This is a genomic window from Nocardia sp. NPDC059195 (assembly GCF_042754695.1).
Taxonomy (GTDB): domain Bacteria; phylum Actinomycetota; class Actinomycetes; order Mycobacteriales; family Mycobacteriaceae; genus Nocardia.
Window position 1 is genome coordinate 58,551 of sequence record NZ_JBHZBG010000027.1, and the last position, 25,741, is coordinate 84,291.

The following is a 25,741-nucleotide window of genomic DNA, read 5'->3' on the forward strand; positions in this document are numbered from 1 at the left end:
GGTCAGGGCAGCCGCCAGTCGACGGGGTCGGCGCCGAGTTCGTCGAGCAGTTCGTTGACCCGGGAGAACGGGCGTGAACCGAAGAACCCGCGTGAGGCGGAAAGCGGTGAGGGGTGCGCCGATTCGACGTAGGGCACCTCGGCATCGACGAGCGTTGGCTTGAGCGAGCGAGCATCGTTGCCCCACAGCACGGCGACGAGTGGTTCGTCGCGGGCGACCAGCGCCCGGATCGCCTGCTCGGTGACGGCTTCCCAGCCTTTGCCGCGATGCGAGGCAGGCGCACCCGGGGTGACGGTGAGTACTCGGTTCAGCAGCAGCACACCTTGATCCGACCAGGGGCTCAGGTCACCACAGGTCGGCGTATCGAAGCCGAGGTCTTTGCTGTATTCGGCGAAGATGTTGGACAGGCTGCGCGGGACCGGCGAAACCTGCGGTGTGACAGAGAAGCTCAGCCCCATCGCGTGGCCGGGTGTCGGGTACGGGTCCTGGCCGACGATGAGTACGCGCACCGCGTCGAACGGTCGCTGGAATGCGCGCAGCACGTTCTCCCCTTCGGGAAGGTAGCCGCGGCCTGCCGCGTTCTCCTCGCGTAGGAACTCGCCCATTTCGCTGATGCGGTCGTTGACCGGCTCCAGTGCCCGGGCCCAGCCCGGATCGATGATCTCCGACAGTGGTTTGGCACCCATGACCGCACAACCTATCGTTCGTCGTCGGTGGGCATGGCGTCCGCCCCACGGAACGATTCCCAGCCGGTGCCGCCGGTGGGTGCCGTGCCGTCGACGGTGACGCCGCTACCTGCGGTGACGACACCGATCGGCCGCCAGCCCGCGGGCAGCGCGACACCGGCGGGCCAGGTTCCGGCGAAGGCGTGGTCTTCGCCGCCGGCCAGAATCCATTGCGCGGCATCGGCATCGAGCAATGTCGCGACGGCCGCCAGTTCGGGGTCGGTCAGTGCCGCGCGGTGGACATCGATCGCGACGTTCGAGGCGGCGGCGAGATGCCCGAGATCGGCGAGCAATCCGTCGGAGATATCGGTGAGGGCGCTCGGGGGGTGAGTGCCGAAAGCGTCGAGGACCGCGGCGTAGGGCGGTTGCGGAACACGGTGTGTCGCAAGGGCATAGGCGAAGTCCGGATCGGAAAGGTCTGCGCCACCGGTCAATACGGCCAGCCCAGCACCCGACCAGCCGAGTTCGCCTGCGACAGCGACGATATCGCCGACGCCGGCACCGGATCGAGTGATCGCGCCTTGCCCGCCGAGGTCGCCGAACGCGGTCACCGAGACAACCAGTTGTTCGCTGTGCACCAGATCGCCGCCCGCGATGGAACCCCCGGCGCGGCTCGCCTCGATCCACATCCCGTCGGCGATCCCCTCGACCACCGACACGGGGGTTTCGGCAGGGCAGCCGAGCGCGACCACGAAGGCCGTCGGCCGCGCGCCCATCGCCACCACATCGGCGGCATTCTGCGCGATGGCCTTGCGGCCGATGTCGACGGGCGAGGACCAGTCGAGCCGGAAGTGCCTGCCTTCGACGAGCATGTCGGTGCTCACCACGAACCGTCCGTCGGGCGCGGCGACCAGCGCGGCATCGTCACCTGGTCCGATCAGAACGTGCGCGGCCTGCTCCCGACCGGCGTTGATCCGGTCGATCAAGGCGAATTCGCCCAGCTCACGCACCGTCTGTGGACGGCTGTCCTCGCTGATGACCGACCCCTTCCCGCTGTGCTGCTGACCGACGAAATCGCCCCGACGGTACCCTTTCGAAGGCGATCGGGCACCACCGACGGTGCAGGCGAACCCCCGAACGGAAGGACCACACAGCTATGGCGGACTCGACACCGGAGGATCGCGACGAGGCGACCGCCCCCGACGACACCGCCACCACCGACGCGAAATCCCCCGTCGACAAGCCGGCGTCCGCCGCGAACACCGACGCAGCTGCGCAACAGGCCGCGGCGGATCCGACCGACGCTCGATCAGCGGCGTCTACCACGCCCGGCGACGTCGACGCGACGGCCGTGAACCCAGGCGCCGACACCGACACCGAAGACGCGGACTCCGACACCGAGTCGCACCACTCCCCCGCGCTCATCGCCACAGCGGTCGCCCTACCGGTCGTACTGATCGTCGCCGTACTGGTCGCCGCCTTCATCGCCCTGCGCGCCCCTGTCGAACGCGAACCCCTCGCCCTCGGCCCGGTCCCGGCCCCCGCCGCCGACGGTCCGGCCTGCCAGGCCCTGCTTCCCGCCCTGCCCGCCGACCTCGGCGACCACACCAAGGCCACCCTCGTCGAACCCGCCCCGCCTGCCACCCGCGCCTGGCAGCTCCCCGACGGCGGCGACCCGATCACGCTGCGCTGCGGTCTGGATCGCCCCCTCGAATTCAACCGCGCGTCCCCGCTGACAGTCATCGACGGCGTGAAGTGGTTCCAGGTCCGCGACGAAGTCGGCAAGACCGGCACCTGGTTCGCCGTCGACCGCGAGACCTACATCGCCTTGACCGTCCCCGACGGCTCCGGCACCAGTGCGTTGCAGACCGTGTCCGAGACGATCAACGCGAATCTGCCTGCCCGCGAACCGACTCCGGGCGAACTCTGAGCTAACCGACTGGCGCCGTAGGACTTTCGAGCACAACCCGGCCGAAAGCCCTGCGGCCGAACAGAACCTGCTACCTCAGCCCGGTTCCGCGCGCGACCGCCGTCTCGATCAGCGTCGACACCAGCGTCGGGTAGTCGATGCCGGTGGCTTCCCACATCCGCGGGTACTGCGAGATCGGCGTGAAGCCGGGCATCGTGTTGATCTCGTTGATCACCGGGCCGTTCTCGGTGACGAAGAAGTCGACCCGGGCCAGTCCCTGGCAGTCCAGCGCACGGAACGCCCGCACCGACAGCTCACGGATCTCGTCGGCGACATCGTCGTCGAGCTTGGCGGGCACATCGAATTCGCACACGTCGTCGAGGTATTTGGTGGCGAAGTCGTAGAACTCGGGCGCGGCCGCGTCGGCATCGGGCATCCGGATCTCGGAGACGACGCTGCCCCGCACCTCACCGTCGGCGAATTCCAGTACGCCACACTCGACTTCGCGTCCGACGATGCCCGCTTCGATGATCACCTTGGGGTCGTGCGCGCGGGCGGCGGCGATGGCCGCACCGAGATCGGCCCAGTCGGTGATCTTGGTGATGCCGATCGAGGAACCACCGCGCGCGGGCTTCACGAAGGCAGGCAGGCCGATCCGGGCCCGGTCCGCGTCGGTCAGGGTTTCGATGCCTGGGCGCAACACAACTTGCACGCCGACGGGCAAAGATTCGGCGGCCAGCAATTTCTTGGTGAACTCCTTGTCCATGCCCGCCGCGCTGGCCAGCACGCCCGCGCCGACATAGGGAATCCCGGCCAATTCGAGCATGCCCTGCAGCGTGCCGTCCTCACCGAAGGGACCATGCAGGATCGGGAACACGACATCGATGTTGCCCAGCACGACGCTCGAGTCGAGCGCCACCAGCGCACCCGAGCGGCCGGGGTCAGCGGCCAACGTGAGGGCGGTCCCCGACGCGTCGACCTGCGGCTGCACACCGTGGCTCAGCGCCAATTCGCCGATCCCGTCGGCCAGCACCCAGCCGCCGGTGGGGGTGATGCCGATCGGCACCACCTCGTAGCGCGTCGGATCGAGGTTGCGCAGCACACTGCTCGCCGACACGCACGAGACGGCGTGCTCGCTGCTGCGCCCGCCGAACACCACAGCTACCCTGATCCGTTCCGTCATGAACGTCACCGTAGTAGGTTCTCGCCGCCATGGCGCTATCGCCCTTATTCGGGCTTGATCCGCCTGCCGAGCAGGCTACCGACCGCCTCGCTCACCGATAGCCCCTCATGGCACACCTTGTGCACCGCGTCGGTGAGCGGCATCTCCACCCCGTGTTCGGCGGCCAGGGCCCGCACCGATGTGCACGACTTCACACCTTCGGCCACCTGCCCATTAGTCGCTTCCTGCGCGGCGGCCATCGTGCCACCGGCACCGAGCGCGAACCCGAAGGACCGGTTGCGCGACAACGGCGAGGTACAGGTAGCCACCAGATCGCCGACACCCGCGAGCCCGGCCAGCGTCACCGGCTGGGCACCCAGCGCCACACCGAGCCGCATCACCTCGGCGAGCCCGCGCGTGATCAGACTCGCGACCGAGTTGTCGCCCAGACCCATTCCCGAGGCGATGCCGCACGCGAGCGCGATGACGTTCTTGCACGCGCCACCGATCTCGCAGCCGATCACATCGGTATTGGTGTACGGCCGGAAATACCCGGTGGCACACGCCCGCTGCACGACCCCGGCACGCTCGGTATCGGTGCATGCGATCACCGTCGCCGCGGGCTGACGTTCCACGATCTCGTGCGCCAGATTCGGGCCCGACAGCACCGCGATGCGCCCCGGCTCAGCCCCGGTGACCTCCGCGATCACCTGACTCATCCGCAACAGCGTTCCGGTCTCGATCCCCTTGGCCACACTCAACAACGTGGCGTCGGACCCGATATCGCCCTTCCACAGATCCAGATTCGCCCGCAACGACTGCGAAGGCACCGCGAGCACCACCAGATCCGCACCGTCCAGCGCGACCCGATGATCATCGGTCCCCCGCACCGGCGGCAACTGCACGCCGGGCAGGTAGAACGGATTGCGGTGCTCGGTGTCGAGCGCCTGCGCGACCTCGGCCCGCCTGGCCCAGATCGTCACGTCGGTCCCCGCATCGGCCAACACCTTCGCGAACGCCGTACCCCACGACCCCGCACCCATAACCGCCGCCCTCGTCATCAGCCCAATATGCCATGCAAGGATCGAAGCCATGCACACCGTGCACGCCGTAATGGCGGTCAAACACATCGGCCGGGCCAAGAGCAGGCTGGCGAGCATGCTGAGCACCGAGCAGCGCGCCCAGCTCGTGCTGGCCATGTTCACCGACACCGTGGTGGCCGCTACCGCTGTGCCCGAGCTGTTGTCGCTGACCGTGGTCACCCCCGATCCGCTGGTCGCCGCCCGCGCCCGCGAGCTCGGCGCGCACGTGCTCGATGAACCCCCGGCCGGTGACGATCCGCTCAATACCGCGCTCGCCGCCGGCGCCGCCGACGTGCGCGATCGCCACGGCCCTGCCCACCTGCTCGCGCTGCAGGCGGACCTGCCCGCCCTGCGCCCGTCCGAGCTCGCCGACGTACTCGCCGTCGCCGTCGGCACTCGATCGGTGGTGATCGATCACACGGGCACCGGCACCGCCGCATTGCTGGTCCGCGATACCGCCGCGCCGCTGTCGCCCCGCTTCGGTGCCGATTCCGCGCACGCACACCGCGACGGTGGCGCCGCGCCACTGCTCGGGCACTGGCCCGGCCTGCGCTGCGATGTCGACACCCCCGAGGATCTCGACATCGTGCGCGCGCTCGGAGTCGGCGAATTCACCGCGTCGACCCTGCGCGAATTCGGATTCTCGCCGCACAGAAGTGATCCCGTTCGCACTGTGTGCTAGCTGATCGCCACCTGCGGACCGGACGCAACGATCCGTGCGATGTCGTGATGCGCGGTGCCCCTTCCTCGAGGGATGATTGATCCCGTGAGCGATACGGAAACCATCAAGCAACTGCCCCCGATTTCCCCGCCACCCGCGGCCGCGATCACCTCTGGCGGTAACGCGACGTCACAACGGTTGCCCCGCGATCGCTACCTCAACCGCGAGTTGAGCTGGCTCGACTTCAATGCCCGCGTCCTCGCCCTTGCCGAAGACGCCTCGCTGCCGTTGCTGGAGCGGGCCAAGTTCCTCGCGATCTTCGCGTCCAATCTCGACGAGTTCTACATGGTGCGCGTGGCCGGCTTGAAACGCCGTGCCGAAACCGGTCTGTCCGTGCGCTCGGCCGACGGTCGCTCACCGTCGGAACAGCTGGAGATGATCACCGCCCGCGCCCAGGAACTCGCCGACCGCCACGCACGCGTCTTCATCGACGAGGTGAACCCGGCACTGGCCGCCGAGGGCATCGACATCATTCTCTGGAGCGACCTCGACGACGATGAGCGCCAACGCCTCTCGAACTACTTCACCGACCAGGTGTTCCCGGTCCTCACCCCGCTCGCCGTCGACCCGGCGCACCCGTTCCCCTACATCTCCGGCCTGAGCCTCAACCTCGCCGTCACCGTGAGCGACTCCGGCACCGGCGGCGAACACTTCGCCCGCGTGAAGGTGCCCGACAACGTCGACCGCTTCGTGCGCGTGCGCCGCACCGGCGCCCCGTCGGCGATCGCGGCGTTCCTGCCGATGGAAGACCTCATCGCCGCCCACCTCGACCTGTTGTTCCCCGGTCTCACCGTGGTGGAGACACATTCGTTCCGGATCACCCGCAACGCCGATTTCGAAGTCGACGAGGACCGCGACGAAGACCTGCTGCAGGCGATGGAGCGCGAACTCGCCCGCCGCCGCTTCGGCAAGCCGGTGCGCCTCGAGGTCTCCGACGACATGACCGAGCACATGCTGGAGTTGCTACTACGTGAGTTGGAGGTCGACCCCGCCGACGTCATCCAGGTGCCCGGCCTGCTCGACCTGTCCTGCCTGTGGCAGGTCTACGGTGTCGACCGCCCCGAACTCAAAGACGCGCCGTATGTCCCGGCCACCCCGGCCGCCTTCGGTGAGCGCGAGACCCCGCGCAATGTCTTCGCCGCCCTGCGCGAGGGCGACGTGCTGGTGCACCACCCCTACGACTCCTTCTCCACCAGCGTGCAGCGCTTCATCGAACAGGCCGCGGCCGACCCGCAGGTGCTGGCGATCAAGCAGACGCTCTACCGCACCTCCGGCGACTCCCCCATCATCAACTCGCTGATCGAAGCCGCCGAGGCGGGCAAGCAGGTCGTCGCGCTGGTCGAGATCAAGGCCCGCTTCGACGAGCAGGCCAACATCAAATGGGCGCGCGAACTGGAACAGGCGGGCGTGCACGTGGTCTACGGCCTGGTCGGCCTCAAGACCCACTGCAAGACCTGCCTGGTGGTGCGTCGCGAGGGTTCCACGATCCGCCGCTACTGCCACATCGGCACCGGCAACTACAACCCGAAGACCGCGCGCCTGTATGAGGACGTCGGATTGTTCACCGCCGCACCGGAAATCGGTGCCGATCTCACCGACCTGTTCAACTCGCTGACCGGATACTCCCGCAAGGAGGACTACCGCAACCTGATGGTCGCGCCACTCGGTGTGCGCGCGGGCATCATCGAGCGCATCGATCGCGAAATCGAGCTGGCCGGACAGGGTCGCGCTGCCCGGATCCGGATCAAGGCCAACGCGATCGTCGACGAGCAGATCATCGACGCGCTCTACCGCGCCTCCCAGGCGGGCGTGCCGGTGCAGATCGTGGTGCGCGGCATCTGCGGCCTGCGCGCCGGGGTGCCCGGCCTGAGCGAGAATATCGAGGTGCGCTCGATCCTCGGCCGGTTCCTCGAACATTCGCGGGTCATGGAATTCGGTGCGCAGGAGCAGACGTGGATCGGCAGCGCCGACATGATGCACCGCAATCTCGACCGCCGCGTCGAAGTGATGGTGCAGGTGAAAGATCCCAAGCTCGTCGATCAGCTCGCGAAGGTGTTCGATTCCGCGCTCGATCCGGCGACCCGCTGCTGGATCCTGCTGCCGGACGGGACCTGGCAGGCCAGTCCGACCGATGTCGAGGCCGACCAGGTCCGTGATCACCAAGCCTTCCTGATGCGTTTGCGTCGCCCCGATCAGCCGTGAGCGCACAGAGCAAGGACGAGTCGTTGCGCGACCCGCGGGTACGGCCCAACATCCATGCGGCGGGAGCGGTTCTGTGGCGTGCCGGCGCCGCGGGCCCGGAGATCGGCGTCATCCACCGACCGAAATACGGTGACTGGTCGCTGCCCAAGGGCAAGCTCGATCCCGGCGAGACCCCGGTGGTCGCGGCCGTGCGCGAGGTAGGCGAGGAAACCGGCCTGCCCGCCACGCTGGGGCGCTATCTCGGCCACGTCACCTATCCGATCCCAGGCCACCGTCAGCTCAAGCGGGTCGACTACTGGGCCGCCGAGGCCGCCGACGGCGACTTCGCCGTGAACGACGAAGTCGACCAGTTGCGCTGGTTCCCCCTCGCCGAGGTGATGGACCAGTTGTCGTATCCGATGGATCGCCAGATCGTCCGGATCTTCGCCCGACTGCCCGCCCGCACCAACACGGTGCTGCTGGTGCGCCACGCCAAGGCGGGCAAGCGCCACCGCTTCGACGGACCCGACGAGTTACGTCCGCTCGAGGCCGCCGGAGAACAGCAGGCGAAGGGATTGACGCCGAATCTGTTGGCGTTCGGCGCATCCGAGATCTATTCCGCCGATCCGCTGCGCTGCGTCCAAACCGTGACCCCGTTGGCAGAACAGCTCGATGCCGAAATCAATTGCGAGCCAATGTTTTCCGAGCAAGGTTACGATTCAGCGAAAAGCGCGGCGCGGCAACGATTTCTGTCGTTGGTAACGGATCGGGGGGTGCCGGTCGTGTGTAGTCAGGGCGGGGTGATTCCCGATCTGACACAGTGGCTGGCCGAGCAGGGCGGGCTCACGCTGCCCTCGGCGCGCAATCGCAAGGGCAGCGTCTGGGCATTGTCGTTCGTCGGCGACCGATTGGTCGCGGCGAACCATATGGACCGTTCGCTGTCGACGGCAATCGTCACCACCTGAGTCGCCCGGACCGGCTCGAAACAGCCGAAACGGCCCCGGGATTCCCGGGGCCGTTCTCGGTCCAGTGGTGGGTGATGCGGCGTTACGTGCACATTCCCCGACCTGATCCCGCTGCGGCAGGATCAACGAGCACGACGGGCGGCAGTCTTCTTGGCAGCAGTCTTCTTAGCGGGAGCCTTCTTCGCAGCAGTGGTCTTCTTGACCGCCGTGGTCTTGGCGGCCGTGACCTTCTTGGCAGGAGCCTTCTTGGCCGCCGTCACCTTCTTGGCGGGCGCCTTCTTGGCCGCCGTCACTTTCTTTGCCGCCGTGGTCTTCTTGGCGGCAGGTGCCTTGGTGGCGGCCTTGCGGGCCGTGGTCTTCGCGGGACCCTTCGACGGCGTCGCCTTCTTGGCCGCGGTCTTCTTGGCCGCGGTCTTCTTGGCTGCCGCCTTCTTCGCCGCCACCGGGGCATTCACGCCTCGCTTGACGGCGGGCCCGGACGAAGCCAGCTTCTGCTTACCCGCGATGACCGCCTTGAACTGCGCGCCCGGCCGGAAGGCAGGCACCGAAGTGGCCTTCACCTTCACGGTTTCACCGGTACGCGGGTTACGGGCAACCCGGGGGGCACGCTTGCGCTGTTCGAACACACCGAATCCGGTGATGGTGACGCTCTGACCCTTGTGCACGGCACGGACGATGGTGTCGACAACATTCTCGACAGCCGCGGTAGCCGTCCGCCTGTCCGTACCCAACTTTTCGGTCAGAACGTCGATCAGTTCCGCCTTGTTCATTGAATCCTCCGCAGACTAATGGCCCGTCGTCGGACCGACTAGGTACCACGGTAAACCCAGTTTGAGCAAGAGTCTATGTGCCACGCCAAAATTCATGTGGTTTAGCACACGTCCAGCTACCGCCGCCCGGGATGCGCCCCTAAGCGCCCCAGCTGATTACGCCCGCGAAATAGGCTCCGGCAGCGTCACGGGTTTCCATGACGGCCTTCCCTTTTCGAACTCGCCGATGACGTCGGCCTGTCGCAGGGTGAGGCCGATGTCGTCCAAACCCTCCAGCAGACGCCAGCGGGTGTAGTCGTCAATATCGAACGGCAACACGACGGTTCCCGCTGTGACGGTGCGTGCGGACAGGTCGACAACCAATTCGATGCCGGGCTGTTCCTCGATCAGCTTCCAGAGCATTTCGACATCGTTCTGTGACATCTGCGCGGCCAACAGCCCGCCCTTACCCGCATTTCCCCGGAAGATGTCGGCGAAACGAGACGAGATGACCACCCGAAAGCCGTAGTCCGACAGCGCCCACACCGCGTGCTCACGCGAAGAACCGGTGCCGAAATCCGGGCCGGCCACCAGCACGCTGCCACGGTTGTACGGCTCGGTGTTGAGAATGAACTCCGGATCGGTACGCCAGCCGGCGAACAAGCCGTCCTCGAAACCCGTTCGGGTCACGCGCTTCAGGTAAACGGCGGGGATGATCTGATCGGTGTCGACATTGGACCGGCGCAGCGGCACACCGATGCCTTTGTGAACGGTGAAGGCTTCCATAACGATTCCCTTTCGATCTGTAGGTGATCGGTGACTCAGGCCAGATCAGCGGGCGATGACAGGGTCCCACGGACCGCCGTCGCGGCCGCGACCAGCGGCGAGACCAGGTGCGTGCGACCGCCCTTGCCCTGCCTGCCCTCGAAATTACGGTTCGAGGTAGACGCGCAGCGCTGGCCCGGTTCGAGCTGATCGGGATTCATACCGAGGCACATCGAGCAGCCCGCCTGCCGCCATTCCGCGCCCGCGGCGGTGAAAATCTCGCCGAGTCCTTCTTTTTCCGCCTGCGCGCGCACCCGCATCGAGCCAGGCACAACCAGCATTCGCACACCCTCGGCGACGTGGCGTCCCTGCAAAATATCGGCGACGGCACGCAGATCCTCGATCCGGCCATTGGTGCAGGAGCCGACGAATACGGTGTCGACGCTCACCTCACGCAGCGGCATTCCCGGCGTCAGGTCCATGTAGCGCAAGGCCTTCTCGGCGGATTCGCGCTCGTTCTCGTCGGCGATCTCGGCCGGGTCTGGCACATTCGCGCCCAGCGGCAGGCCCTGGCCGGGATTGGTGCCCCACGTGACGAACGGGGTCAGCGTGTTCGCGTCGATGTGGACCTCGGCGTCGAACTGCGCGCCTTCGTCGGTGACCAGCGCGTCCCAGGAGGCCACTGCGGCATCCCAGTCGGCTCCCTGCGGCGCGTGCGGGCGGCCCTTCAGGAATTCGTAGGTGACCTCGTCGGGGGCGATCATGCCGGCGCGCGCGCCCGCTTCGATGGACATGTTGCAGATCGTCATCCGCGCGTCCATCGACAGCTTGCGGATCGCCTCGCCGCGGTACTCCAGCACATAGCCCTGGCCGCCGCCGGTGCCGATTTGGGCGATCACGGCCAGGATCAGGTCCTTGCTCGTGACGCCGTGCGCCAGTTCACCGTCGACGGTGATGGCCATCGTCTTGAACGGGCGCAGCGACAGCGTCTGGGTGGCGAGCACGTGCTCGACCTCACTGGTGCCGATGCCCATCGCCAGCGCGCCGAACGCGCCGTGGGTGGAGGTGTGACTGTCACCGCAGACGACGGTCATGCCGGGCTGGGTGAGACCCAGCTGCGGACCGACGACGTGCACGATGCCCTGCTCCAGGTCGCCCATCGAGTGCAAGCGCACGCCGAATTCGGCACAGTTGCGGCGCAGCGTCTCCACCTGGGTGCGCGAGATCGGGTCGGCGATCGGCTTGTCGATATCGATGGTGGGGACGTTGTGGTCCTCGGTGGCGATGGTGAGATCGGTTCTGCGCACCGGACGGCCCGCCGCGCGTAGCCCGTCGAAGGCCTGCGGGCTGGTCACCTCGTGCACGAGGTGCAGATCGATGTAGATCAGGTCGGGTTCGCGGGAGGAACCTTCGCCTTCGCCTTTGGCGACGACGTGCTGTTCCCACACCTTCTCGGCCAGTGTGCGAGCGCGCTCGGCCATTGCTTGATCACCTTTCGACGGACATACTTGGTATCTCAGCATTTGAGACGTTAGTATCGTTCTATGAGACAGCATAGCGGTATCGGTGTTCTCGACAAAGCCGTGGCGGTGCTCTACGCCGTCGCCGACGAGCCCTGCGGTCTCAACGACCTGTGCACCCGCACCGGCCTGCCACGTGCCACCGCGCATCGGCTGGCGGTCGGGCTGGAGACGCATCGGCTGCTGGCCCGTGACGGCAACGGATTGTGGCGGCCGGGACCCGCGCTCACCGAGTTGTCGGCGGGGGCGGCCGATCCACTGGTGGAGGCCGCGAGTGCCATTCTGCCCCGTCTGCGTGAGATCACCGGCGAGAGCGTCCAGTTGTACTGCCGCGACGGGCACGCGCGCGTCTGCGTCGCCGCGCTGGAGCCGCCGGTCGGCCTGCGTGACACGGTGCCGGTCGGTTCGCGGCTACCGCTCACCGCGGGTTCGGCGGCGAAGGTGTTGCTGGCGTGGGCCGACCCCGAGTTGCAGCGCACGGTCCTGGCCGACGCGGTGTTCGGCGACCGGGCACTGGCCGAGGTGCGCAAGCGCGGCTGGGCGCAGAGTGCCGCCGAGCGCGCGCAGGGCGTGGCGAGTGTCTCGGCGCCGGTGCGCGATGCGGGCGGGGTGATCGTGGCCGCCGTGTCGGTATCGGGGCCGATCGATCGGATGGGTCGCAGGCCGGGCGCGCGCTGGGCCGCCGATCTGGTCGCGGCCGCCGAGGCACTGCACAAGCGGTTGTAGAAACGAAGAAGGCCCCCGGTCGGATTCGACCGGGAGCCTTACTTTGCTTTGTAGCCCCGACGGGATTCGAACCCGCGCTACCGCCTTGAGAGGGCGGCGTCCTAGGCCGCTAGACGACGGGGCCAGGACGATCTCACAGAGTGAAACCTTGCTGGGGTACCAGGACTCGAACCTAGAATGGCTGTACCAGAAACAGCTGTGTTGCCAATTACACCATACCCCAAAGACCGAAACGCCCGACCTTGCAATCTCCACCGAGTGGTTGTCGGTGTTGCGAGGCCGTGTTCCGCGGCGATGAGAAGATTACCAAACACTAGGGGGTAAACCACAAATCGCCTGGTCAGAAGCCGCTTTTCGGCCGATTTAACACCTTGTCGAAGCGGATGCGGCGCAGTGGCCGCACCCGCTCCCCACGGCTACTGCGCGGCAGGAGCCCAACCACGCGCGGCACGCAGCCGGTCGAGCGAGACCTCGCGGCCGAGCAGCTCCATCGACTCGTACAGCGGCGGGCTGATGTGCGAGCCCGTCACCGCGACCCGCACCGGCGCGAACGCCTTACGCGGCTTGAGCCCCAGATCGTCGATCAGCGCCTTTTTCAGCGCTTCCTCCAGTGCCGGGGTGGTCCACTCGCCCAGCGGCTCCACAGCGGCAATCGCGGCGTCGAGCACCGGATCGGCCTCGGCGCCGAGATTCTTGGTGCCGGCCGCCTGGTCGATCGCGAAGTCCTCGGGCGCGACGAACAGGAACTTCAGCAGGTCCCACGCGTCACCGAGCACCACGATGCGGGTCTGCACGAGTTCGGCGGCGACCAGGAAGGTCTTCTCGTCGATTTCGGCGCCGATGTGGCCCTGCGCGGTGAGGAACTCGCGCAAGCGGTGACCGAAATCGCCGGGCTCGAGAAGGCGAATCTGCTCGGCATTGATGGCGTCGGCCTTCTTCTGATCGAAGCGGGCCGGATTCGAATTCACCGAGGAGATATCGAAAGCCGCGACCATTTCCAGCATGGAGAACACATCGCGATCCTCGCCGATACTCCAGCCGAGCAGAGCGAGGTAATTCAGCAAACCCTCGGGGATGAATCCGCGGTCGCGGTGCAGAAACAGATTCGATTCCGGGTCGCGCTTGGACAGTTTCTTGTTGCCCTGGCCCATGACGAACGGCAGATGGCCGAACTCGGGCGTGAACTCGGCAACCCCGATACGCTGCAGCGCGGCATACAGCGCGAGCTGACGTGGGGTCGAGGAGAGCAGATCCTCGCCCCGCAACACATGGGTGATCCGCATCATCGCGTCGTCGACCGGATTCACCAATGTGTAGAGCGGGTCGCCATTGCCACGGGTGAGGGCGAAATCGGGGACGGTACCGGCTTTGAAGGTGGTTTCCCCGCGGACCAGATCATTCCATCCGAGATCTTCGTCGGGCATCCGCAAACGGACCACGGCGGGGCGACCCTCGGATTTGTACGCCGCGATCTGCTCGGCGCTGAGGTCGCGATCGAAATTGTCGTAACCGAGTTTCGGATCACGGCCGACGGCACGGTGACGGGCCTCGACTTCCTCCGGCGTCGAGAACGCCTCATAGGCCTCGCCCGCCTCGAGCAGCTTGCGCACCACGTCGAGATGCTGACCGCGCCGCTGCGACTGCCGGTAGGGCTCGTAGGGTCCGCCGACCTCCGGGCCCTCGTCCCAGGTGAGCCCCAGCCAGCGCAACGCGTCGAGGAGCGCGCGGTAGGAATCCTCGGAATCGCGTGCGGCATCGGTGTCTTCGATGCGGAACACGAACTTGCCGCCGTGGTGGCGCGCGTACGCCCAGTTGAACAGCGCCGTGCGCACCAGGCCGACGTGCGGCGTACCGGTCGGCGACGGGCAGAAACGGACCCGTACTTCAGTCATGACTCTCTTCTTTCGCGGTATCAGCGCTTGGTGGCAACAGGATTGGTGAGGGTGCCGATGCCCTCGACGGTGACCGACACGTTCTGCCCGGCCCGCAGCGGACCGACGCCTTCCGGTGTGCCGGTGAGGATCACGTCACCGGGCAGCAGGGTCATCACCGAGCTGATCCATTCGATGATCTTCGGAATGTCGTGCAGGAACAGCGAAGTGCGGCTGCGCTGGCGGACCTCACCGTCTACTTCGGTGACGATCTCCAGATCGCTTGGGTCCAGCGTGGTTTCGATCCACGGGCCGAGCGGGCAGAACGTGTCGTAGCCCTTGGCCCTGGTCCACTGCCCGTCGTGGCGCTGCTGATCACGAGCGGTGACATCGTTGGCGATGGTGTAGCCCAGGATCACCTCCGACGCCTTCGCCGCGGACACGTCCTTGCACGGACGGCCGATCACCACGGCCAGCTCGCCCTCGTAGTCGACCTGAGAAGAGCTGGGCGGCAGGATGATCGATGCGTTCGGGCCGATGATCGAGGTGTTCGGCTTGATGAAGATGACCGGGTCCACCGGTGCCTCGCCACCCATTTCGGCCGCGTGGGCGGCGTAGTTCTTGCCGATGCAGATCACTTTGCTCGCCAGGATCGGCGCCAGCAGGCGGATATCGGCCAGCGGCCAGCTCCGCCCGGTGAACGTCGGCGAGCCGAACGGATGTTCGGCGATCTCCTTGGCGACGGCGTCGCCACCGTCGCCTTCGATGCTGACGAAAGCGACTCCATCGGGACTGGCAACTCGACCTAAGCGCATGCCCCGGAGTCTATCGAGACGGGGCTACCTGCCCGAACGCGCCCGTGATGCGACAGGAGTCCTTCGATAGCAACTCGGGCGAAGTGCGTCCAAGCTCACACCGATGTGATTCGAAGGCACTGCCCGCGTGCGGGATTCACGTGTGTGGCGATGTGACCTGTCAGACACCTCACCGGTGGGCAACATCGGAGGGTCATCGGTGTAGCGTGATCAGTGATGTTCAAACAATGAGACATCAATCTCATATATTGAGATGCAATCGTGCAATCCGGCGAGGTGAGAATCGTGACAGACGCGGGGCCGATGGTCGAAGTGACGCAGCTCGGTAGCGGCAGACGCTGGTTGATGCTCGCGCTCGGCGTGTTCGCGCAGACCTCCAGTTCGATCTTCATCCACGGCACCCCGTTCCTGCTGCCCGCGCTCACCGCTCGTGGCGATTCGCTCGCCTCCGCCGGTGCGCTGGTGGCACTACCGACCGTAGGTCTGGTCTGCACCCTGATCGCCTGGGGGTACGTCGTAGACCGGATCGGCGAACGCATCGTGCTGGTGGCGGGCACGCTGCTGATGTTCGTGGCAGGTGTCGCCGCGGCCGTGGTGGACAACCCCGTCGCGTTCGGAGTGTTGCTGTTCGTGGGCGGTATCGGCGCTGCCAGCTCCAACGGCGCCAGTGGCCGGGTGATCGTCGGCTGGTTCCCGCCGGACCGGCGTGGACTGGCCATGGGTATCCGCCAGACCGCGCAACCGCTCGGTGTCGGCATCGCCGCGCTCACCATCCCCTGGGTGGCCGCGCACCATGGCATTCCCGCGGCCATGCTGGTGCCCGCGCTGATGGCCGGGGTGGCCGCGATCGGCTGCCTGGTCGGCATCATCGACCCACCGCGACCAGCCGCGAAGGCGGCCGACCGAGCCAACCCCTACCGCGGCGGCGACTCCACGCTGTGGCGCATCCACGGTGTCTCGATCCTGCTGGTCGTCCCCCAGGCCACCCTGTGGACCTTCGGTCTGCTGTGGCTGCACGTCGACCTGGGCTGGTCACTGGCCGCCGCGGGCGCGCTGATGACCGTCACCCAATTCCTCGGCGCCGCAGGAAGAATCGGCGCGGGGGCCTGGTCCGACCGAGTCGGCTCCCGCCTCGGTCCCCTGCGACAGGTGGCCATCGGCGCCGCCGTCGCCATGGCCGCCCTGACGATCACCGCCTGGACCGACTGGTGGTGGGCCGCGGTCCCCTTGATGGTCGCGGCGTCGGTGATCTCGGTGTCCGACAACGGATTGGCGTTCACGGCCGTGGCCGAAATAGCGGGCCCTTTCTGGAGCGGCCGGGGCCTCGGCATCCAGAACACCGGTCAGAACCTCGCGATAGCCGCCGTCCCACCACTTTTCGGTGCCGTCATCACAGCGACCGGCTTCCCCGTGGTGTACGCCTTGGCAGCGCTCGCCGCTGTGGCAGCGGTGCCGTTGGTCCCCAGAGGATCCCGAAAGTAGCTGCACGGCAGGGGTTCCAGCCCGGCCCGCGAATTGCATTCCGGCACGGGCGAATACCTCTATCTCCCACTCGCCGAACGCAATTCGATCGGCACGCCGACGACAAAGGCTCGCTCCAGCATTCAGCCGGAGCGAGCCTTTCGCGTGCGAGGGGATCAGACGATGGCCGCGATGCGGTCGCCGACCTCCACGGTGGAGGCGGTGCCGGTGCGCGAGGCCAGGTCCTTGGCCACCGCGGATTCGATGCGGGCCGCGCCCTCGGTGTTGCCCAGGTGGTTGAGCAGCAGCGAGACCGAGAGAATAGCGGCGGTCGGGTCGGCCTTGGACTGGCCCGCGATGTCGGGGGCACTGCCGTGGACCGGCTCGAACATCGACGGGTTGACGCCCGAGGCGTCGATGTTGCCCGAGGCGGCCAGGCCGATGCCACCACTGACGGCGGCGGCGAGGTCGGTGATGATGTCGCCGAACAGGTTGTCGGTGACGATCACGTCGAAGCGGCCCGGGTCGGTCACCATGTGGATGGTGGCGGCGTCGATGTGCTGGTATGCCGTGGTCACCTCGGGGAACTCGACGGCGACCTCGTCGACGGTGCGCTGCCACAGCGAGCCGGCGAAGGCGAGCACATTGTTCTTGTGCACCAGGGTGAGGTGCTTGCGGCGGGCCTGCGCGGTGGCGAAGGCGTAGCGCACCACGCGTTCGATGCCGAAGCGGGTGTTGTTGGAGACCTCGGTCGCCACCTCGTGCGGCGTGCCGACGCGGATCGCGCCGCCGGTGCCGGTGTAGGGGCCCTCGGTGCCCTCACGCACCACCACGAAGTCGATATCCGGGTTGCCCGCGAGCGGGCTGGTGACGCCGGCGTGCAGCTTCGACGGACGCAGGTTCACGTGGTGATCCAGCGCGAAACGGGTCTTGAGCAGCAGCCCACGCTCGAGCACACCGCTGGGCACCGACGGATCGCCGATCGCGCCGAGCAGAATCGCGTCGTGCTGCTTGAGCTCGGGCAGCACCGACTCCGGCAGGATCTCCCCGGTGCGGTGGTAGCGCGCGGCGCCCAGGTCGTACTCGGTCTTCTGCACACCGGGCAACACCACGTCGAGCACCTTGAGCGCCTCGGCGATGACCTCGGGACCGATGCCGTCACCGGCGATTACTGCGAGCTTCATCAACTAACTCCGTTCAAAGGAAAGCGTGCCGCCACCGCCACGCAACGAGTCCGCCATGACCCACACTCAGCCGGCCACACCGTCAAACCCCACTCCGCCATGACCGCACTCCCAACCCCGCACCCGCGACCCATAGGGAGCGGCGGCCACGAAGTGGCCGGTCCGCGGCCGGGTCGCCGATCAGGGCTCGAAAGCGCTGAGCCGAAGGCTCTAGTCTCGAGCCCTGATCGGCGGCCCCTTGGGGCCGCGGACACGCGCGCGCCAGCGCGCCAATAAACACAGCGTCAAACCTGCCTGGGACGCTGGGCGCTTCGAGTCTTTAAGCCAGATCGACCAGCACAACCTTCGACGCACCAACAGCCTCGGCGATCGCGGTCTGCACCTCGGCCGAGACCTCGGCGTTGACGCGCAGCACAACGGTGGCGCCTTCGGCGTCGATGTCCTGGCTCAGCTGCGCGGCCAGGATGTCGATCTCCGCCTCGCCCAGCTTGGTGCCGATCTTGCCGAGCGCGCCCGGCTTGTCGCTGTAGTTCAGCACGGCCAGGTTCAGGCCCTCGGCGCGCATGTCGTAGTTGCGGCCGTTGATGTTGACGATCTTCTCGACCAGGTTCGGCTCGGTCAGCGTGCCCGCCACGTTCAGCGTCGAACCGTCGCCGAACACGGCGCGCAGGTCGACCACGCTGCGGTGGTTCGGGCTCTCGGTGGCCGTGGTGACGGTGGCGGTGATGCCACGCTCCTTGGCCAGCGCCGGGGCGTTGACGAAGGTGACCTGGTCCTCGACCAGCGCCGAGAACACACCGCGCAGCGCGGATAGCTCCAGCACGGCGACGTCCTGCGAGGCGAGCTCACCGCGCACCTGCACCTCGACGCTGACGGGCAGCTCGCTGGCGATAGCGCCGAGCAAGGCACCCTGCTTGCGCACGACATCGAGCCACGGGGCGACGACATCGTTGACCGCGCCGCCGGTGACGTTCACCGCGCCGGGCACGAACTCACCGGCCAGCGCCAGCAGCACCGACTTGGCGACATCGGTGCCAGCGCGGTCCTGGGCCTCCGAGGTGGAGGCGCCCAGGTGCGGGGTCACGACGACCTCGGGCAGGTCGAACAGCGGGCTGTCGGTGCACGGCTCGGTCTCGAACACGTCCAGACCGGCGGCACGCACGTGGCCGGACTTGATGGCGTCGGCGAGCGCCTGCTCGTCGATCAGGCCGCCGCGCGCGGCGTTGACGATGATGACGCCCGGCTTGGTCTTGGCCAGGGTCTCGGCGTTGAGCATGCCCTTGGTCTCGGGCGTCTTCGGCAGGTGGATCGAGATGAAGTCGGCGCGCTCGAGCACCTCGTCCAGGGTCAGCAGCTCGATGCCGAGCTGGGCGGCGCGAGCGGGCGAGGTGTAGGGGTCGTACGCGACGATCTTGGTCTCGAAGGCGGCGAGACGCTGCGCGAACAGCTGGCCGATCCGGCCGAGGCCGATGACGCCGACGGTCTTACCGAGGATCTCGACACCGTTGAACTTGCTGCGCTTCCAGGTCTTCTCGCGCAGGGTCGCGTCGGCGGCCGGGATCTGCCGCGCGGCCGAGAGCAGCAGCGTGACAGCGTGCTCGGCGGCGGTGTGGATGTTGGAGGTCGGCGCGTTGACGACCATCACGCCACGCTCGGTGGCGGCGGGCACGTCGACATTGTCGAGGCCGACACCGGCACGGGCGACGATCTGCAGCTTCTTGCCCGCGTCGAGCACCTCGGCGTCGACGGTGGTGGCGGAGCGCACGAGAATCGCGTCGGCCTCGGGGACCGCGGCGAGCAGCGCCGGGCGGTCGGGTCCGTCGACCCAGCGAACCTCGACACCGTCACCGAGTGCGTCGACGGTCGACTGGGCGAGCTTGTCGGCGATCAGAACTACAGGACGGCCTGCTTGGCTCACTGTGGGGTACTCCTGGGGAAGAATGGGGGGTCGGCAGTTACCGCGAACCAGAATAGTCGCCCGAACTTCGGCTGCCCTTACCCCCCTGCCCGAAAACCGGGTGAACCCTGCGCACCGACGCCTCTAACATCACCACATGTCATTGCGCACCGTCCCCGAATCGATGGACCCGGCTGTGGTGGCCGCCGTCGACGCAGAGCTCGACAAGGTGGCGGCCGAGCACAACGTGTCCATCCGTCTGGCTATCGAAAGCGGCAGCCGTGCTTGGGGTTTCCCCTCGCCGGACTCCGACTACGACTGCCGTTTCGTCTACGTGGCAGGCCTGGATACCTATCTGTCCCCGTGGCGCACCCGCGATGTGATCGAAACACCGTTGATCGGTCTGCTCGACGTGAACGGGTGGGATCTGGCGAAAGCGCTGCGCCTGCTGGTGGCGGGCAACGCGGTGCTCGTCGAATGGCTGATGTCGCCGATCGTCTACCGCGGCGACGAGGCGTTTCGTACCCGACTGCGCGAGGTGGCCACGGAGGTAGCCGACCGCGACCGAATCGCCCGGCACTACCTGCACCTGGGCGCGCGCCAGTGGGCGCTGTTCGAGCGCAACGGCGGCTTGAAGAAGGTGTTCTACGCGCTGCGACCCGCGATGGCGCTGCGCTGGTTGCGTGAGCACCCCGGTGCCGCGGTGGCGCCGATGCACCTGCCGACGCTGCTCGCCGAGTGCGAGCTGCCGTCCGACCTGGTGTCGGCGATCACCGAGCTGACAGATCTCAAGTCGAAGACCAGAGAGATGGGCTCAGCCGCACCGCCCGCGCTGATCACGGCGTTCATCGACGCCGAATTCGAGCGGGCCACCACGGAATTCGACTCCCGCGGGCCGCGCGATCTCACCACGTCGATGGCGATCACGGGCGAGTTCTTCCGCGCCGAAGCGCTGAGATAGCAGAAAGCCCTGAGATAGCAGAAACTCCGCACCATCCGGTGCGGAGCTTCACATTCGTACGCTGGTCAGCGCAGAATCAGATGGCGCGAACGTCCTGAGCCTGGGGGCCCTTCTGACCCTGACCAACCTCGAACTCCACGCGCTGACCCTCTTCGAGGGACTTGAAGCCCGAGCCGCCGATGGCGGAGTAGTGAACGAAGACGTCCGGGCCGCCTCCGTCTTGGGCGATGAAGCCGAAGCCCTTTTCGCCGTTGAACCACTTAACAACACCCTGTGCCATTTCAAAACCTTCTGTAGATGAGCTAGGTCCTAATAGTCCGGTCCTGGTCTCGGTGTCCACCATGCCATGATCCGACGAATTCGGCCACACCCCACCGTGCAAAGTGTGCGAACTGTGAGGAAGGCAACCCCCGGGCCCTGCCGACCGGTGCTGCCACGGACGTGACGCAGCCCGCTATCGGGTGGATGCTCAGCGTATGCCGAGATAGTTGCTCCAAGGATGCCGGATTAGCTGGACAGTCGCATCAAACCGACTGGCACGCTTCACCATCGAGAACTCTACGCAATAGTGACGTGCCATCGTCAGCAACCCTATACATTTTCGAGAAACCTAGTACGGCAAATTCCCTACCAGCGTATTTTCCGAGTTCGTGAGGGATCGCACGCCTCGCCGGAAATCACGCTAGGAGCAGACGGTGCTGGATATCAACCATTTCACTTACGGCTGGGTGACCCCCCTGCTGGCCTATGCCATGTCGGTCATCGGGTCGATGCTGGCGCTGCGTTGCATGGTTCGCTCGCGCGCTTCGGGCATGCACGGCGGCTGGCTCACCGCGGCCGCGATCGCACTCGGTGGCACCGGTATCTGGGTCATGCATTTCATCGCGATGCTCGGTTTTTCGGTACGCGGCGTGACCATCCGCTACAACGTTCCCGTCACCTTGTTCAGCGCCGCTGTCGCCATGGGTGTGGTGTGGCTCGGATTGTCCATCGTGGTGCGCCGCAGCTGGGACAGCGCCGCGTTACCGGTCGGCGGCACGATCACCGGGCTCGGCGTCGGTGCCATGCACTACGCGGGCATGTACGCGATGAAAACCGACGCCGAGATCATCTACGACCCCGTCGTGGTCGCCGCGTCGCTCGCCATCGCGGTGGTCGCCTCGATCGCGGCGCTGTGGTTCGCCCTGCACATCCACGGAATCGTCGCCACCATGGGCGCTGCCCTGCTGATGGGCGTGGCCGTCACCGGCATGCACTACGTCGGCATGTTCTCGATGAGCGCGCACACCAGCGCCCACGTTGCCCATGCCAGCGGCGCCACCGCCGCCCAGCTGCTCACTCCGCTGATCATCGGCATCAGCATGGTGACCATGATCCTGCTGATGCAGGTCGGCATCACCGAAGCCGAGGACCCCAACCTCACCCGCCCGGTCCACAATCAGAACGCGAGCCGCTTCTGGCCGAGCGGGCAGAACTAACCCGCCTGCACATCGTGTGCTTCGGGTCCGCGCCGAGTCTCGGTGACGGTGTATTCCACGCGCTGACCGTCGCGCAGCGTGCGGAATCCCTCGCCGATCAGCGCGGTGTACTCCACGAACACGTCGGGTCCACCGGCGTCGGGGGTGATGAATCCGAAACCCTTGCCGCTGTCGAACCAGGTCACGACCCCGCTTGGCATCAACCGACCTTCCGACTCCTGTGCCCACCAGCCTGATTCGTCAATCGTCGCACGCCGGTGCCCGCGACACGAACGGCATTCGGTTCGAGGAGCCGATCGGGCTGCGACGAAATGGCTATGCTCCGGACACGGTCCGCCCGGACCCGGTCAGCCGCGAGAACGGGGATTCGGTGCAGCCTTCGACCGTTCGCTGCACGGCCGAAACCGTCACGATCTTCGTCGCCACCTCGGTTGCGGCGCTCGCGATCATGCTGCCGATCAGTTTCGCCTCGTTGGCCGCGTCGCTGCATGTCGACCTGCTGGTGTTCAACGTTCCGCGGGCGATGACCGGTGCCGCGTTCATGGCGGTGATCACCGCCGCCGTCACCGTGGCCATCGGCAGCGTGCGAACGGCCCGCTGGACCGCGCTACTCGCCCTGGTCGGCATCTTGGCGAACCATCTGGCCTTCATCCCGGACAGCACCGACGGTCACCTCGACAGTCTGTCGCTGCCCACCTTGAACTTCATCGACGCTCTGCTCGCGGGCATTGTCGTCGGGGCGCTGGCGGTGGCGGTCTGGAACGAACGGCTGCTGCGAACCGTCTACCTGTTCGGCGCGCTCGGCGGCACCATTCTCGGCGACCTGACCCAGTCCCCCACCGACCCGAACTCCGACGGTTTCAGCGGCGCACTCGGCGGCGCACTGCCCCTCTGGTTCATCGGGGCCACCGTGCTCGCACTCGCCTACTTCGCGCTCACCACCGCGGTCCCGCCGCGCTCGACCATCGAAACCGCCATCCCGCTGGCGCCGGTGTTCGCCGCCGTTGTCGCCTTCACGACAACCATCCTCACCGCGCTCGCCGTGGCATCCCACAAGACCAGCGCCCCCTATCTGATCGTCGCCTCGATCGTCGCCATCGCGGCCGCGATCGCCGCCGCGCTGATCCTGCCGGGACGCGACGGCATTCTGGTCCTGCTGATGAGCAGTTTCTCCGTCGCGGGCAGTCTCGTCATCACGCTGCCGCGCTCGGGCTGGATCGACCTCGCCACCCTCGCTGCCACCGCCGCCGGCCTACTGATCGGCATGCGCACACCACGTCCGGTGGTGGCCGCGGCGAGCGTGCTCGCCCTGGCCTGCTTCGTTCTCGCCGTCGATGTCTTCGCCCCACACGCCACGCTCGCCGCCGCCCTCGGCTGCCTCGCCCTCGGCGCGGTCGCCGGGTACTGCCTCGGCACTTCGGTTCCGCAGAGCCCTACGTCCGGGACCGTCGGCCTGGCGACCCTGTTCGTGCCCTCGATCGGAGTCGCCTTGAGCGACAGCAGTTTCGGACACCTCGCCTATTCGTCATCCTGGTACCGCACCGCGGACGTGGATCGCGGCGTTGGCCCCGGCCTGGTCGCGATAGTCGTCGCCCTCGGCTGCACGATTGCCGTCGCGACCCTGATGCGCCTCCGCGCCGCACCGCCGAAGATCGTCAGCCCCTAGTCGATTCCCACCCCTATTCCGAAAACGCCGGCCCCGATACTTCTCGACGGTCACCCCTCCTGATCGAATTCCCCGCCCTGGAACTTCGAGACAGCGCCTGCCGCAGATGTTTTCGGGGTATACCCACATCATGAGTTTCCCGGTGTCCTTCGGGTTCGCCCAGGTCGGTCTCCTGGCCATGATCGCCCTCGCCGTCGCCCTCCTGGTCATGGCCGCACTGGCCGCCACCCGCCGCCGCGGACCCAAGGCCGTGCTCGGCCGCGCGGTCCCCGGCGCGGCCCTGCTCCTGGTCGCGGTCCTCCTACTCTGGATCGCCACCCTCCTGCAGACCTACCTCGGCCTCACCGGCGAAATCAAAGCCGCGCACGTAGTCGCCAAACCCGTTGCGGGCCAAGAACACCAACTCGACATCGTCCTCACCCAATTCGACGAAGACGGAACCGCGGGCCAGCCGACAACCCATCGCGTCGAGGGCGACCTGTTTGCCCTACAGTCCAACATCGTCGAACTCGAACCCTGGGTCAACGCCCTCGGCTTCCACTCCGGCTACAAGATCAGCCGCCTGTTCGGCCAGCGCCTCGACGGCAAATCCCCCACCCAAGACCACACCTTCCTCAACGGCGGCGACCGCGACTTCTTCGAAGACATGAACGAAAACCGCTGGTATACATCCCCTTTCATCCGCTCCGCTTATGGCAATGCCGTCATAGCCACCCCCGGCGAGTACGACGTGTACATCTCCCGCGACGCCATCAAAGTCCGCCAGACCGAGGGCTAGAGCATCCGAAGTCCTGCCGATACACCCACCGAAGGCGTCACGACCGCGGCGGACGATCAAGCCCCTGCCTGCGGGTCACCGCTAGATCCCAGCAGCACGTTCTGGGGCAACCCACGCCCCGTCCCCCGCCGGGAGTTCCCCGCTGTGGACTCCGAGGTCCCTGCGGGCGCACTCCAGCGATCCTGAGACGCTCACGTATGGACTTGGGCGAATGAACGATGTCCTGGCTCATCTTGCGCGGATGTAATTGGTCCATGAGGCGGATCACCCGCATGACGAAAGGTAAGTCAGATGTCTGAACGCGATTTGGCCATGATGTACGCAGCACATGACGCATTCCGGCGTGATCTCCGGGCGCTCGCCACTGCCCCGGATCGTGAACGCTGGACGCAGTTTCGCACCCAACTATCCGTCCACCACACTGCGGAGGACGTCGTACTCTGGCCGAGTCTGCGCCGCCGCGGCGTGGACGCGCGGTTGGTCGAGGCGATGGCCGCTGAACACGACCGGATCGATCCGCTCCTTGCCCAGGTGAACCAGGCCTTCGATACTGCGGGGCCGGTCGCCGCGCGACCAATACTCGTGGCACTGTCCGAGCTATTGCACAACCACCTGCGGCACGAAGAGCAAGAAACACTCCCACTGATCAACGATCGAGAATGGTCGTTACTCGACCGAGAGATGCGCCGTCGCATCGGACTCCGCGGACTTCGGCCCTATTACTCGTGGCTACTGCGGGATGTGGAGGGTGAACGCCGCCGCAGGGTACTGGCCACGATTCCCGGCCCACTCCGCCTGGTGATCTCGTAGACGATTAGTTCTGGCAAACCAACCCTGCCGTTCAACACCCAGACGGCAGGCTGGAACTCAACCGAAGAGCTCTCCCGCGCGGGTCGCGGTCACCGCCTGCATCAGCCATGCACGGAGCTGATCGAGGTCGACACTCTCAGCGAGCACGACCCGTTGGGCGGCAGATAGCTCGATTCCCCGGCCGGTAAGCACAGTCAGGACAGCGTGTGCAGCTTCCTCACGTACCTTCGCTCGCCCGGCTTCAAGCCCCTCTTCACGCCCTTGCGCGCGCAGCCGCTGAGCAGATTCCGACCGGAAGAACGACAGATCCGCTTCCATTTTGTCCCTCCATAGGTGGGCCGCGCCGGTGTGTGAAATTCCTTGCTCGATGAGCTC

General features: G+C 66.7%; 25 protein-coding genes and 2 tRNA genes. 11 read left to right on the forward strand and 16 right to left on the reverse strand.

Annotated elements, in window-relative coordinates; all coding sequences use genetic code 11:
- Positions 1 to 2: 2 nt before the first annotated feature.
- Together ACFXKN_RS26845 and ACFXKN_RS26850 are read right to left on the reverse strand one after the other, a co-directional pair.
- Complete coding sequence (locus ACFXKN_RS26845) at positions 3 to 686, reverse strand: uracil-DNA glycosylase (RefSeq protein ID WP_378965084.1); 684 nt, start codon at positions 684 to 686, stop codon at positions 3 to 5.
- Positions 687 to 697: 11 nt separating this feature from the next.
- Positions 698 to 1,702: a thiamine-phosphate kinase gene (locus ACFXKN_RS26850; RefSeq protein ID WP_378965510.1), complete on the reverse strand. Its 1,005-nt coding sequence runs from the start codon at positions 1,700 to 1,702 to the stop codon at positions 698 to 700.
- A gap of 119 nt (positions 1,703 to 1,821) precedes the next feature.
- Between ACFXKN_RS26850 and ACFXKN_RS26855 the strand changes: the two genes are divergently transcribed.
- Positions 1,822 to 2,595 (forward strand): DUF3515 domain-containing protein, encoded by a 774-nt coding sequence (locus ACFXKN_RS26855; RefSeq protein ID WP_379434040.1) that lies wholly within the window; start codon positions 1,822 to 1,824, stop codon positions 2,593 to 2,595.
- A gap of 70 nt (positions 2,596 to 2,665) precedes the next feature.
- On the opposite strand, the gene ACFXKN_RS26860 is transcribed toward ACFXKN_RS26855, so the two are convergent.
- Positions 2,666 to 3,757 carry a D-alanine--D-alanine ligase family protein gene (locus ACFXKN_RS26860; protein WP_379434041.1) on the reverse strand — a complete coding sequence of 364 codons (1,092 nt, stop codon included), beginning with the start codon at positions 3,755 to 3,757 and terminating at the stop codon, positions 2,666 to 2,668.
- 44 nt (positions 3,758 to 3,801) lie between these two features.
- Positions 3,802 to 4,797: an NAD(P)H-dependent glycerol-3-phosphate dehydrogenase gene (locus ACFXKN_RS26865; protein WP_378965069.1), complete on the reverse strand. Its 996-nt coding sequence runs from the start codon at positions 4,795 to 4,797 to the stop codon at positions 3,802 to 3,804.
- A gap of 31 nt (positions 4,798 to 4,828) precedes the next feature.
- Here ACFXKN_RS26865 and cofC point away from each other — a divergent pair, with 31 nt between their 5' ends.
- The 3 genes from cofC to ACFXKN_RS26880 all read left to right on the forward strand — a co-directional run bounded on the left by cofC (position 4,829) and on the right by ACFXKN_RS26880 (position 8,685).
- Positions 4,829 to 5,500: a 2-phospho-L-lactate guanylyltransferase gene (gene cofC, locus ACFXKN_RS26870; protein WP_379434042.1), complete on the forward strand. Its 672-nt coding sequence runs from the start codon at positions 4,829 to 4,831 to the stop codon at positions 5,498 to 5,500.
- A 72-nt stretch (positions 5,501 to 5,572) separates the two neighbouring features.
- A complete protein-coding gene (locus ACFXKN_RS26875) occupies positions 5,573 to 7,741 on the forward strand; it encodes an RNA degradosome polyphosphate kinase (RefSeq protein WP_379434043.1) in 2,169 nt (722 codons plus the stop codon).
- Positions 7,738 to 8,685 carry an NUDIX domain-containing protein gene (locus ACFXKN_RS26880; RefSeq protein ID WP_378965050.1) on the forward strand — a complete coding sequence of 316 codons (948 nt, stop codon included), beginning with the start codon at positions 7,738 to 7,740 and terminating at the stop codon, positions 8,683 to 8,685. Before ACFXKN_RS26875 ends, ACFXKN_RS26880 begins: the two co-directional genes overlap by 4 nt.
- Before the next feature lie 122 nt (positions 8,686 to 8,807).
- Here ACFXKN_RS26880 and ACFXKN_RS26885 read toward each other — a convergent pair whose 3' ends face one another.
- The 3 genes from ACFXKN_RS26885 to leuC all read right to left on the reverse strand — a co-directional run bounded on the left by ACFXKN_RS26885 (position 8,808) and on the right by leuC (position 11,680).
- Positions 8,808 to 9,455 (reverse strand): HU family DNA-binding protein, encoded by a 648-nt coding sequence (locus tag ACFXKN_RS26885; RefSeq protein WP_056811975.1) that lies wholly within the window; start codon positions 9,453 to 9,455, stop codon positions 8,808 to 8,810.
- A gap of 156 nt (positions 9,456 to 9,611) precedes the next feature.
- Positions 9,612 to 10,220, reverse strand: coding sequence for a 3-isopropylmalate dehydratase small subunit (gene leuD / locus ACFXKN_RS26890; RefSeq protein WP_378965041.1), 609 nt, complete (start codon positions 10,218 to 10,220; stop codon positions 9,612 to 9,614).
- A 35-nt stretch (positions 10,221 to 10,255) separates the two neighbouring features.
- Positions 10,256 to 11,680 carry a 3-isopropylmalate dehydratase large subunit gene (gene leuC, locus ACFXKN_RS26895; protein WP_379434044.1) on the reverse strand — a complete coding sequence of 475 codons (1,425 nt, stop codon included), beginning with the start codon at positions 11,678 to 11,680 and terminating at the stop codon, positions 10,256 to 10,258.
- A gap of 63 nt (positions 11,681 to 11,743) precedes the next feature.
- Between leuC and ACFXKN_RS26900 the strand changes: the two genes are divergently transcribed.
- Entirely contained in the window at positions 11,744 to 12,445 is a 702-nt protein-coding gene (locus ACFXKN_RS26900; RefSeq protein ID WP_378965024.1) for an IclR family transcriptional regulator, read from the forward strand.
- Positions 12,446 to 12,496: 51 nt separating this feature from the next.
- On the opposite strand, the gene ACFXKN_RS26905 is transcribed toward ACFXKN_RS26900, so the two are convergent.
- The 4 genes from ACFXKN_RS26905 to ACFXKN_RS26920 all read right to left on the reverse strand — a co-directional run bounded on the left by ACFXKN_RS26905 (position 12,497) and on the right by ACFXKN_RS26920 (position 15,131).
- Positions 12,497 to 12,569, reverse strand: a tRNA-Glu gene (locus ACFXKN_RS26905).
- Between the two features lie 27 nt (positions 12,570 to 12,596).
- A tRNA-Gln gene (locus ACFXKN_RS26910) sits at positions 12,597 to 12,668 on the reverse strand.
- A gap of 193 nt (positions 12,669 to 12,861) precedes the next feature.
- A complete protein-coding gene (gene gltX / locus ACFXKN_RS26915) occupies positions 12,862 to 14,337 on the reverse strand; it encodes a glutamate--tRNA ligase (RefSeq protein ID WP_378965014.1) in 1,476 nt (491 codons plus the stop codon).
- 20 nt (positions 14,338 to 14,357) lie between these two features.
- Positions 14,358 to 15,131 carry a fumarylacetoacetate hydrolase family protein gene (locus tag ACFXKN_RS26920; protein ID WP_378965008.1) on the reverse strand — a complete coding sequence of 258 codons (774 nt, stop codon included), beginning with the start codon at positions 15,129 to 15,131 and terminating at the stop codon, positions 14,358 to 14,360.
- Positions 15,132 to 15,434: 303 nt separating this feature from the next.
- Between ACFXKN_RS26920 and ACFXKN_RS26925 the strand changes: the two genes are divergently transcribed.
- The gene (locus ACFXKN_RS26925; RefSeq protein ID WP_379434050.1) at positions 15,435 to 16,613 is read left to right on the forward strand and encodes an MFS transporter; all 1,179 of its coding nucleotides are present in this window, start codon (positions 15,435 to 15,437) and stop codon (positions 16,611 to 16,613) included.
- Between the two features lie 155 nt (positions 16,614 to 16,768).
- On the opposite strand, the gene ACFXKN_RS26930 is transcribed toward ACFXKN_RS26925, so the two are convergent.
- Entirely contained in the window at positions 16,769 to 17,776 is a 1,008-nt protein-coding gene (locus tag ACFXKN_RS26930; RefSeq protein WP_379434045.1) for a 3-isopropylmalate dehydrogenase, read from the reverse strand.
- A 319-nt stretch (positions 17,777 to 18,095) separates the two neighbouring features.
- The gene (gene serA, locus ACFXKN_RS26935; RefSeq protein ID WP_378964993.1) at positions 18,096 to 19,694 is read right to left on the reverse strand and encodes a phosphoglycerate dehydrogenase; all 1,599 of its coding nucleotides are present in this window, start codon (positions 19,692 to 19,694) and stop codon (positions 18,096 to 18,098) included.
- Between the two features lie 136 nt (positions 19,695 to 19,830).
- On the opposite strand from serA, the gene ACFXKN_RS26940 reads away from it, so the two are divergent.
- On the forward strand, positions 19,831 to 20,634 hold the full coding sequence (locus ACFXKN_RS26940; protein WP_379434046.1) for a DNA polymerase beta superfamily protein: 804 nt from the start codon (positions 19,831 to 19,833) through the stop codon (positions 20,632 to 20,634).
- Positions 20,635 to 20,710: 76 nt separating this feature from the next.
- On the opposite strand, the gene ACFXKN_RS26945 is transcribed toward ACFXKN_RS26940, so the two are convergent.
- Positions 20,711 to 20,914 (reverse strand): cold-shock protein, encoded by a 204-nt coding sequence (locus ACFXKN_RS26945; protein ID WP_056812000.1) that lies wholly within the window; start codon positions 20,912 to 20,914, stop codon positions 20,711 to 20,713.
- Positions 20,915 to 21,329: 415 nt separating this feature from the next.
- Here ACFXKN_RS26945 and ACFXKN_RS26950 point away from each other — a divergent pair, with 415 nt between their 5' ends.
- Entirely contained in the window at positions 21,330 to 22,112 is a 783-nt protein-coding gene (locus ACFXKN_RS26950) for an MHYT domain-containing protein (protein ID WP_378964978.1), read from the forward strand.
- On the opposite strand, the gene ACFXKN_RS26955 is transcribed toward ACFXKN_RS26950, so the two are convergent.
- Positions 22,109 to 22,312: a cold-shock protein gene (locus ACFXKN_RS26955; RefSeq protein ID WP_378927543.1), complete on the reverse strand. Its 204-nt coding sequence runs from the start codon at positions 22,310 to 22,312 to the stop codon at positions 22,109 to 22,111. The two genes, ACFXKN_RS26950 and ACFXKN_RS26955, sit on opposite strands and share 4 nt — an antisense overlap.
- Positions 22,313 to 22,482: 170 nt before the next feature.
- Here ACFXKN_RS26955 and ACFXKN_RS26960 point away from each other — a divergent pair, with 170 nt between their 5' ends.
- The 3 genes from ACFXKN_RS26960 to ACFXKN_RS26970 all read left to right on the forward strand — a co-directional run bounded on the left by ACFXKN_RS26960 (position 22,483) and on the right by ACFXKN_RS26970 (position 25,366).
- On the forward strand, positions 22,483 to 23,778 hold the full coding sequence (locus ACFXKN_RS26960; RefSeq protein ID WP_378964967.1) for a hypothetical protein: 1,296 nt from the start codon (positions 22,483 to 22,485) through the stop codon (positions 23,776 to 23,778).
- Positions 23,779 to 23,908: 130 nt separating this feature from the next.
- Positions 23,909 to 24,556 (forward strand): hypothetical protein, encoded by a 648-nt coding sequence (locus ACFXKN_RS26965; RefSeq protein WP_378964963.1) that lies wholly within the window; start codon positions 23,909 to 23,911, stop codon positions 24,554 to 24,556.
- Positions 24,557 to 24,847: 291 nt separating this feature from the next.
- The gene (locus ACFXKN_RS26970; protein ID WP_378964958.1) at positions 24,848 to 25,366 is read left to right on the forward strand and encodes a hemerythrin domain-containing protein; all 519 of its coding nucleotides are present in this window, start codon (positions 24,848 to 24,850) and stop codon (positions 25,364 to 25,366) included.
- A gap of 57 nt (positions 25,367 to 25,423) precedes the next feature.
- On the opposite strand, the gene ACFXKN_RS26975 is transcribed toward ACFXKN_RS26970, so the two are convergent.
- On the reverse strand, positions 25,424 to 25,684 hold the full coding sequence (locus tag ACFXKN_RS26975; protein ID WP_378964954.1) for a hypothetical protein: 261 nt from the start codon (positions 25,682 to 25,684) through the stop codon (positions 25,424 to 25,426).
- Positions 25,685 to 25,741 lie beyond the last annotated feature (57 nt).

What these genes read in the sequence shown, in the direction of transcription:
- ACFXKN_RS26860 (WP_379434041.1), bottom strand. Translation starts at nt 3,757, where the DNA reads ATGACGGAACGGATCAGGGTAGCTGTGGTGTTCGGCGGGCGCAGCAGC.
- ACFXKN_RS26955 (WP_378927543.1), bottom strand. Translation starts at nt 22,312, where the DNA reads ATGCCAAGCGGGGTCGTGACCTGGTTCGACAGCGGCAAGGGTTTCGGA.
- cofC (WP_379434042.1), top strand. Translation starts at nt 4,829, where the DNA reads ATGCACACCGTGCACGCCGTAATGGCGGTCAAACACATCGGCCGGGCC.
- ACFXKN_RS26855 (WP_379434040.1), top strand. Translation starts at nt 1,822, where the DNA reads ATGGCGGACTCGACACCGGAGGATCGCGACGAGGCGACCGCCCCCGAC.
- ACFXKN_RS26875 (WP_379434043.1), top strand. Translation starts at nt 5,573, where the DNA reads ATGATTGATCCCGTGAGCGATACGGAAACCATCAAGCAACTGCCCCCG.
- ACFXKN_RS26865 (WP_378965069.1), bottom strand. Translation starts at nt 4,797, where the DNA reads ATGACGAGGGCGGCGGTTATGGGTGCGGGGTCGTGGGGTACGGCGTTC.
- ACFXKN_RS26925 (WP_379434050.1), top strand. Translation starts at nt 15,435, where the DNA reads ATGGTCGAAGTGACGCAGCTCGGTAGCGGCAGACGCTGGTTGATGCTC.
- leuC (WP_379434044.1), bottom strand. Translation starts at nt 11,680, where the DNA reads ATGGCCGAGCGCGCTCGCACACTGGCCGAGAAGGTGTGGGAACAGCAC.
- ACFXKN_RS26975 (WP_378964954.1), bottom strand. Translation starts at nt 25,684, where the DNA reads ATGGAAGCGGATCTGTCGTTCTTCCGGTCGGAATCTGCTCAGCGGCTG.
- ACFXKN_RS26970 (WP_378964958.1), top strand. Translation starts at nt 24,848, where the DNA reads ATGTCTGAACGCGATTTGGCCATGATGTACGCAGCACATGACGCATTC.
- ACFXKN_RS26900 (WP_378965024.1), top strand. Translation starts at nt 11,744, where the DNA reads ATGAGACAGCATAGCGGTATCGGTGTTCTCGACAAAGCCGTGGCGGTG.
- ACFXKN_RS26945 (WP_056812000.1), bottom strand. Translation starts at nt 20,914, where the DNA reads ATGGCACAGGGTGTTGTTAAGTGGTTCAACGGCGAAAAGGGCTTCGGC.
- ACFXKN_RS26885 (WP_056811975.1), bottom strand. Translation starts at nt 9,455, where the DNA reads ATGAACAAGGCGGAACTGATCGACGTTCTGACCGAAAAGTTGGGTACG.
- ACFXKN_RS26845 (WP_378965084.1), bottom strand. Translation starts at nt 686, where the DNA reads ATGGGTGCCAAACCACTGTCGGAGATCATCGATCCGGGCTGGGCCCGG.
- ACFXKN_RS26920 (WP_378965008.1), bottom strand. Translation starts at nt 15,131, where the DNA reads ATGCGCTTAGGTCGAGTTGCCAGTCCCGATGGAGTCGCTTTCGTCAGC.
- ACFXKN_RS26965 (WP_378964963.1), top strand. Translation starts at nt 23,909, where the DNA reads ATGAGTTTCCCGGTGTCCTTCGGGTTCGCCCAGGTCGGTCTCCTGGCC.
- leuD (WP_378965041.1), bottom strand. Translation starts at nt 10,220, where the DNA reads ATGGAAGCCTTCACCGTTCACAAAGGCATCGGTGTGCCGCTGCGCCGG.
- ACFXKN_RS26930 (WP_379434045.1), bottom strand. Translation starts at nt 17,776, where the DNA reads ATGAAGCTCGCAGTAATCGCCGGTGACGGCATCGGTCCCGAGGTCATC.
- gltX (WP_378965014.1), bottom strand. Translation starts at nt 14,337, where the DNA reads ATGACTGAAGTACGGGTCCGTTTCTGCCCGTCGCCGACCGGTACGCCG.
- ACFXKN_RS26940 (WP_379434046.1), top strand. Translation starts at nt 19,831, where the DNA reads ATGTCATTGCGCACCGTCCCCGAATCGATGGACCCGGCTGTGGTGGCC.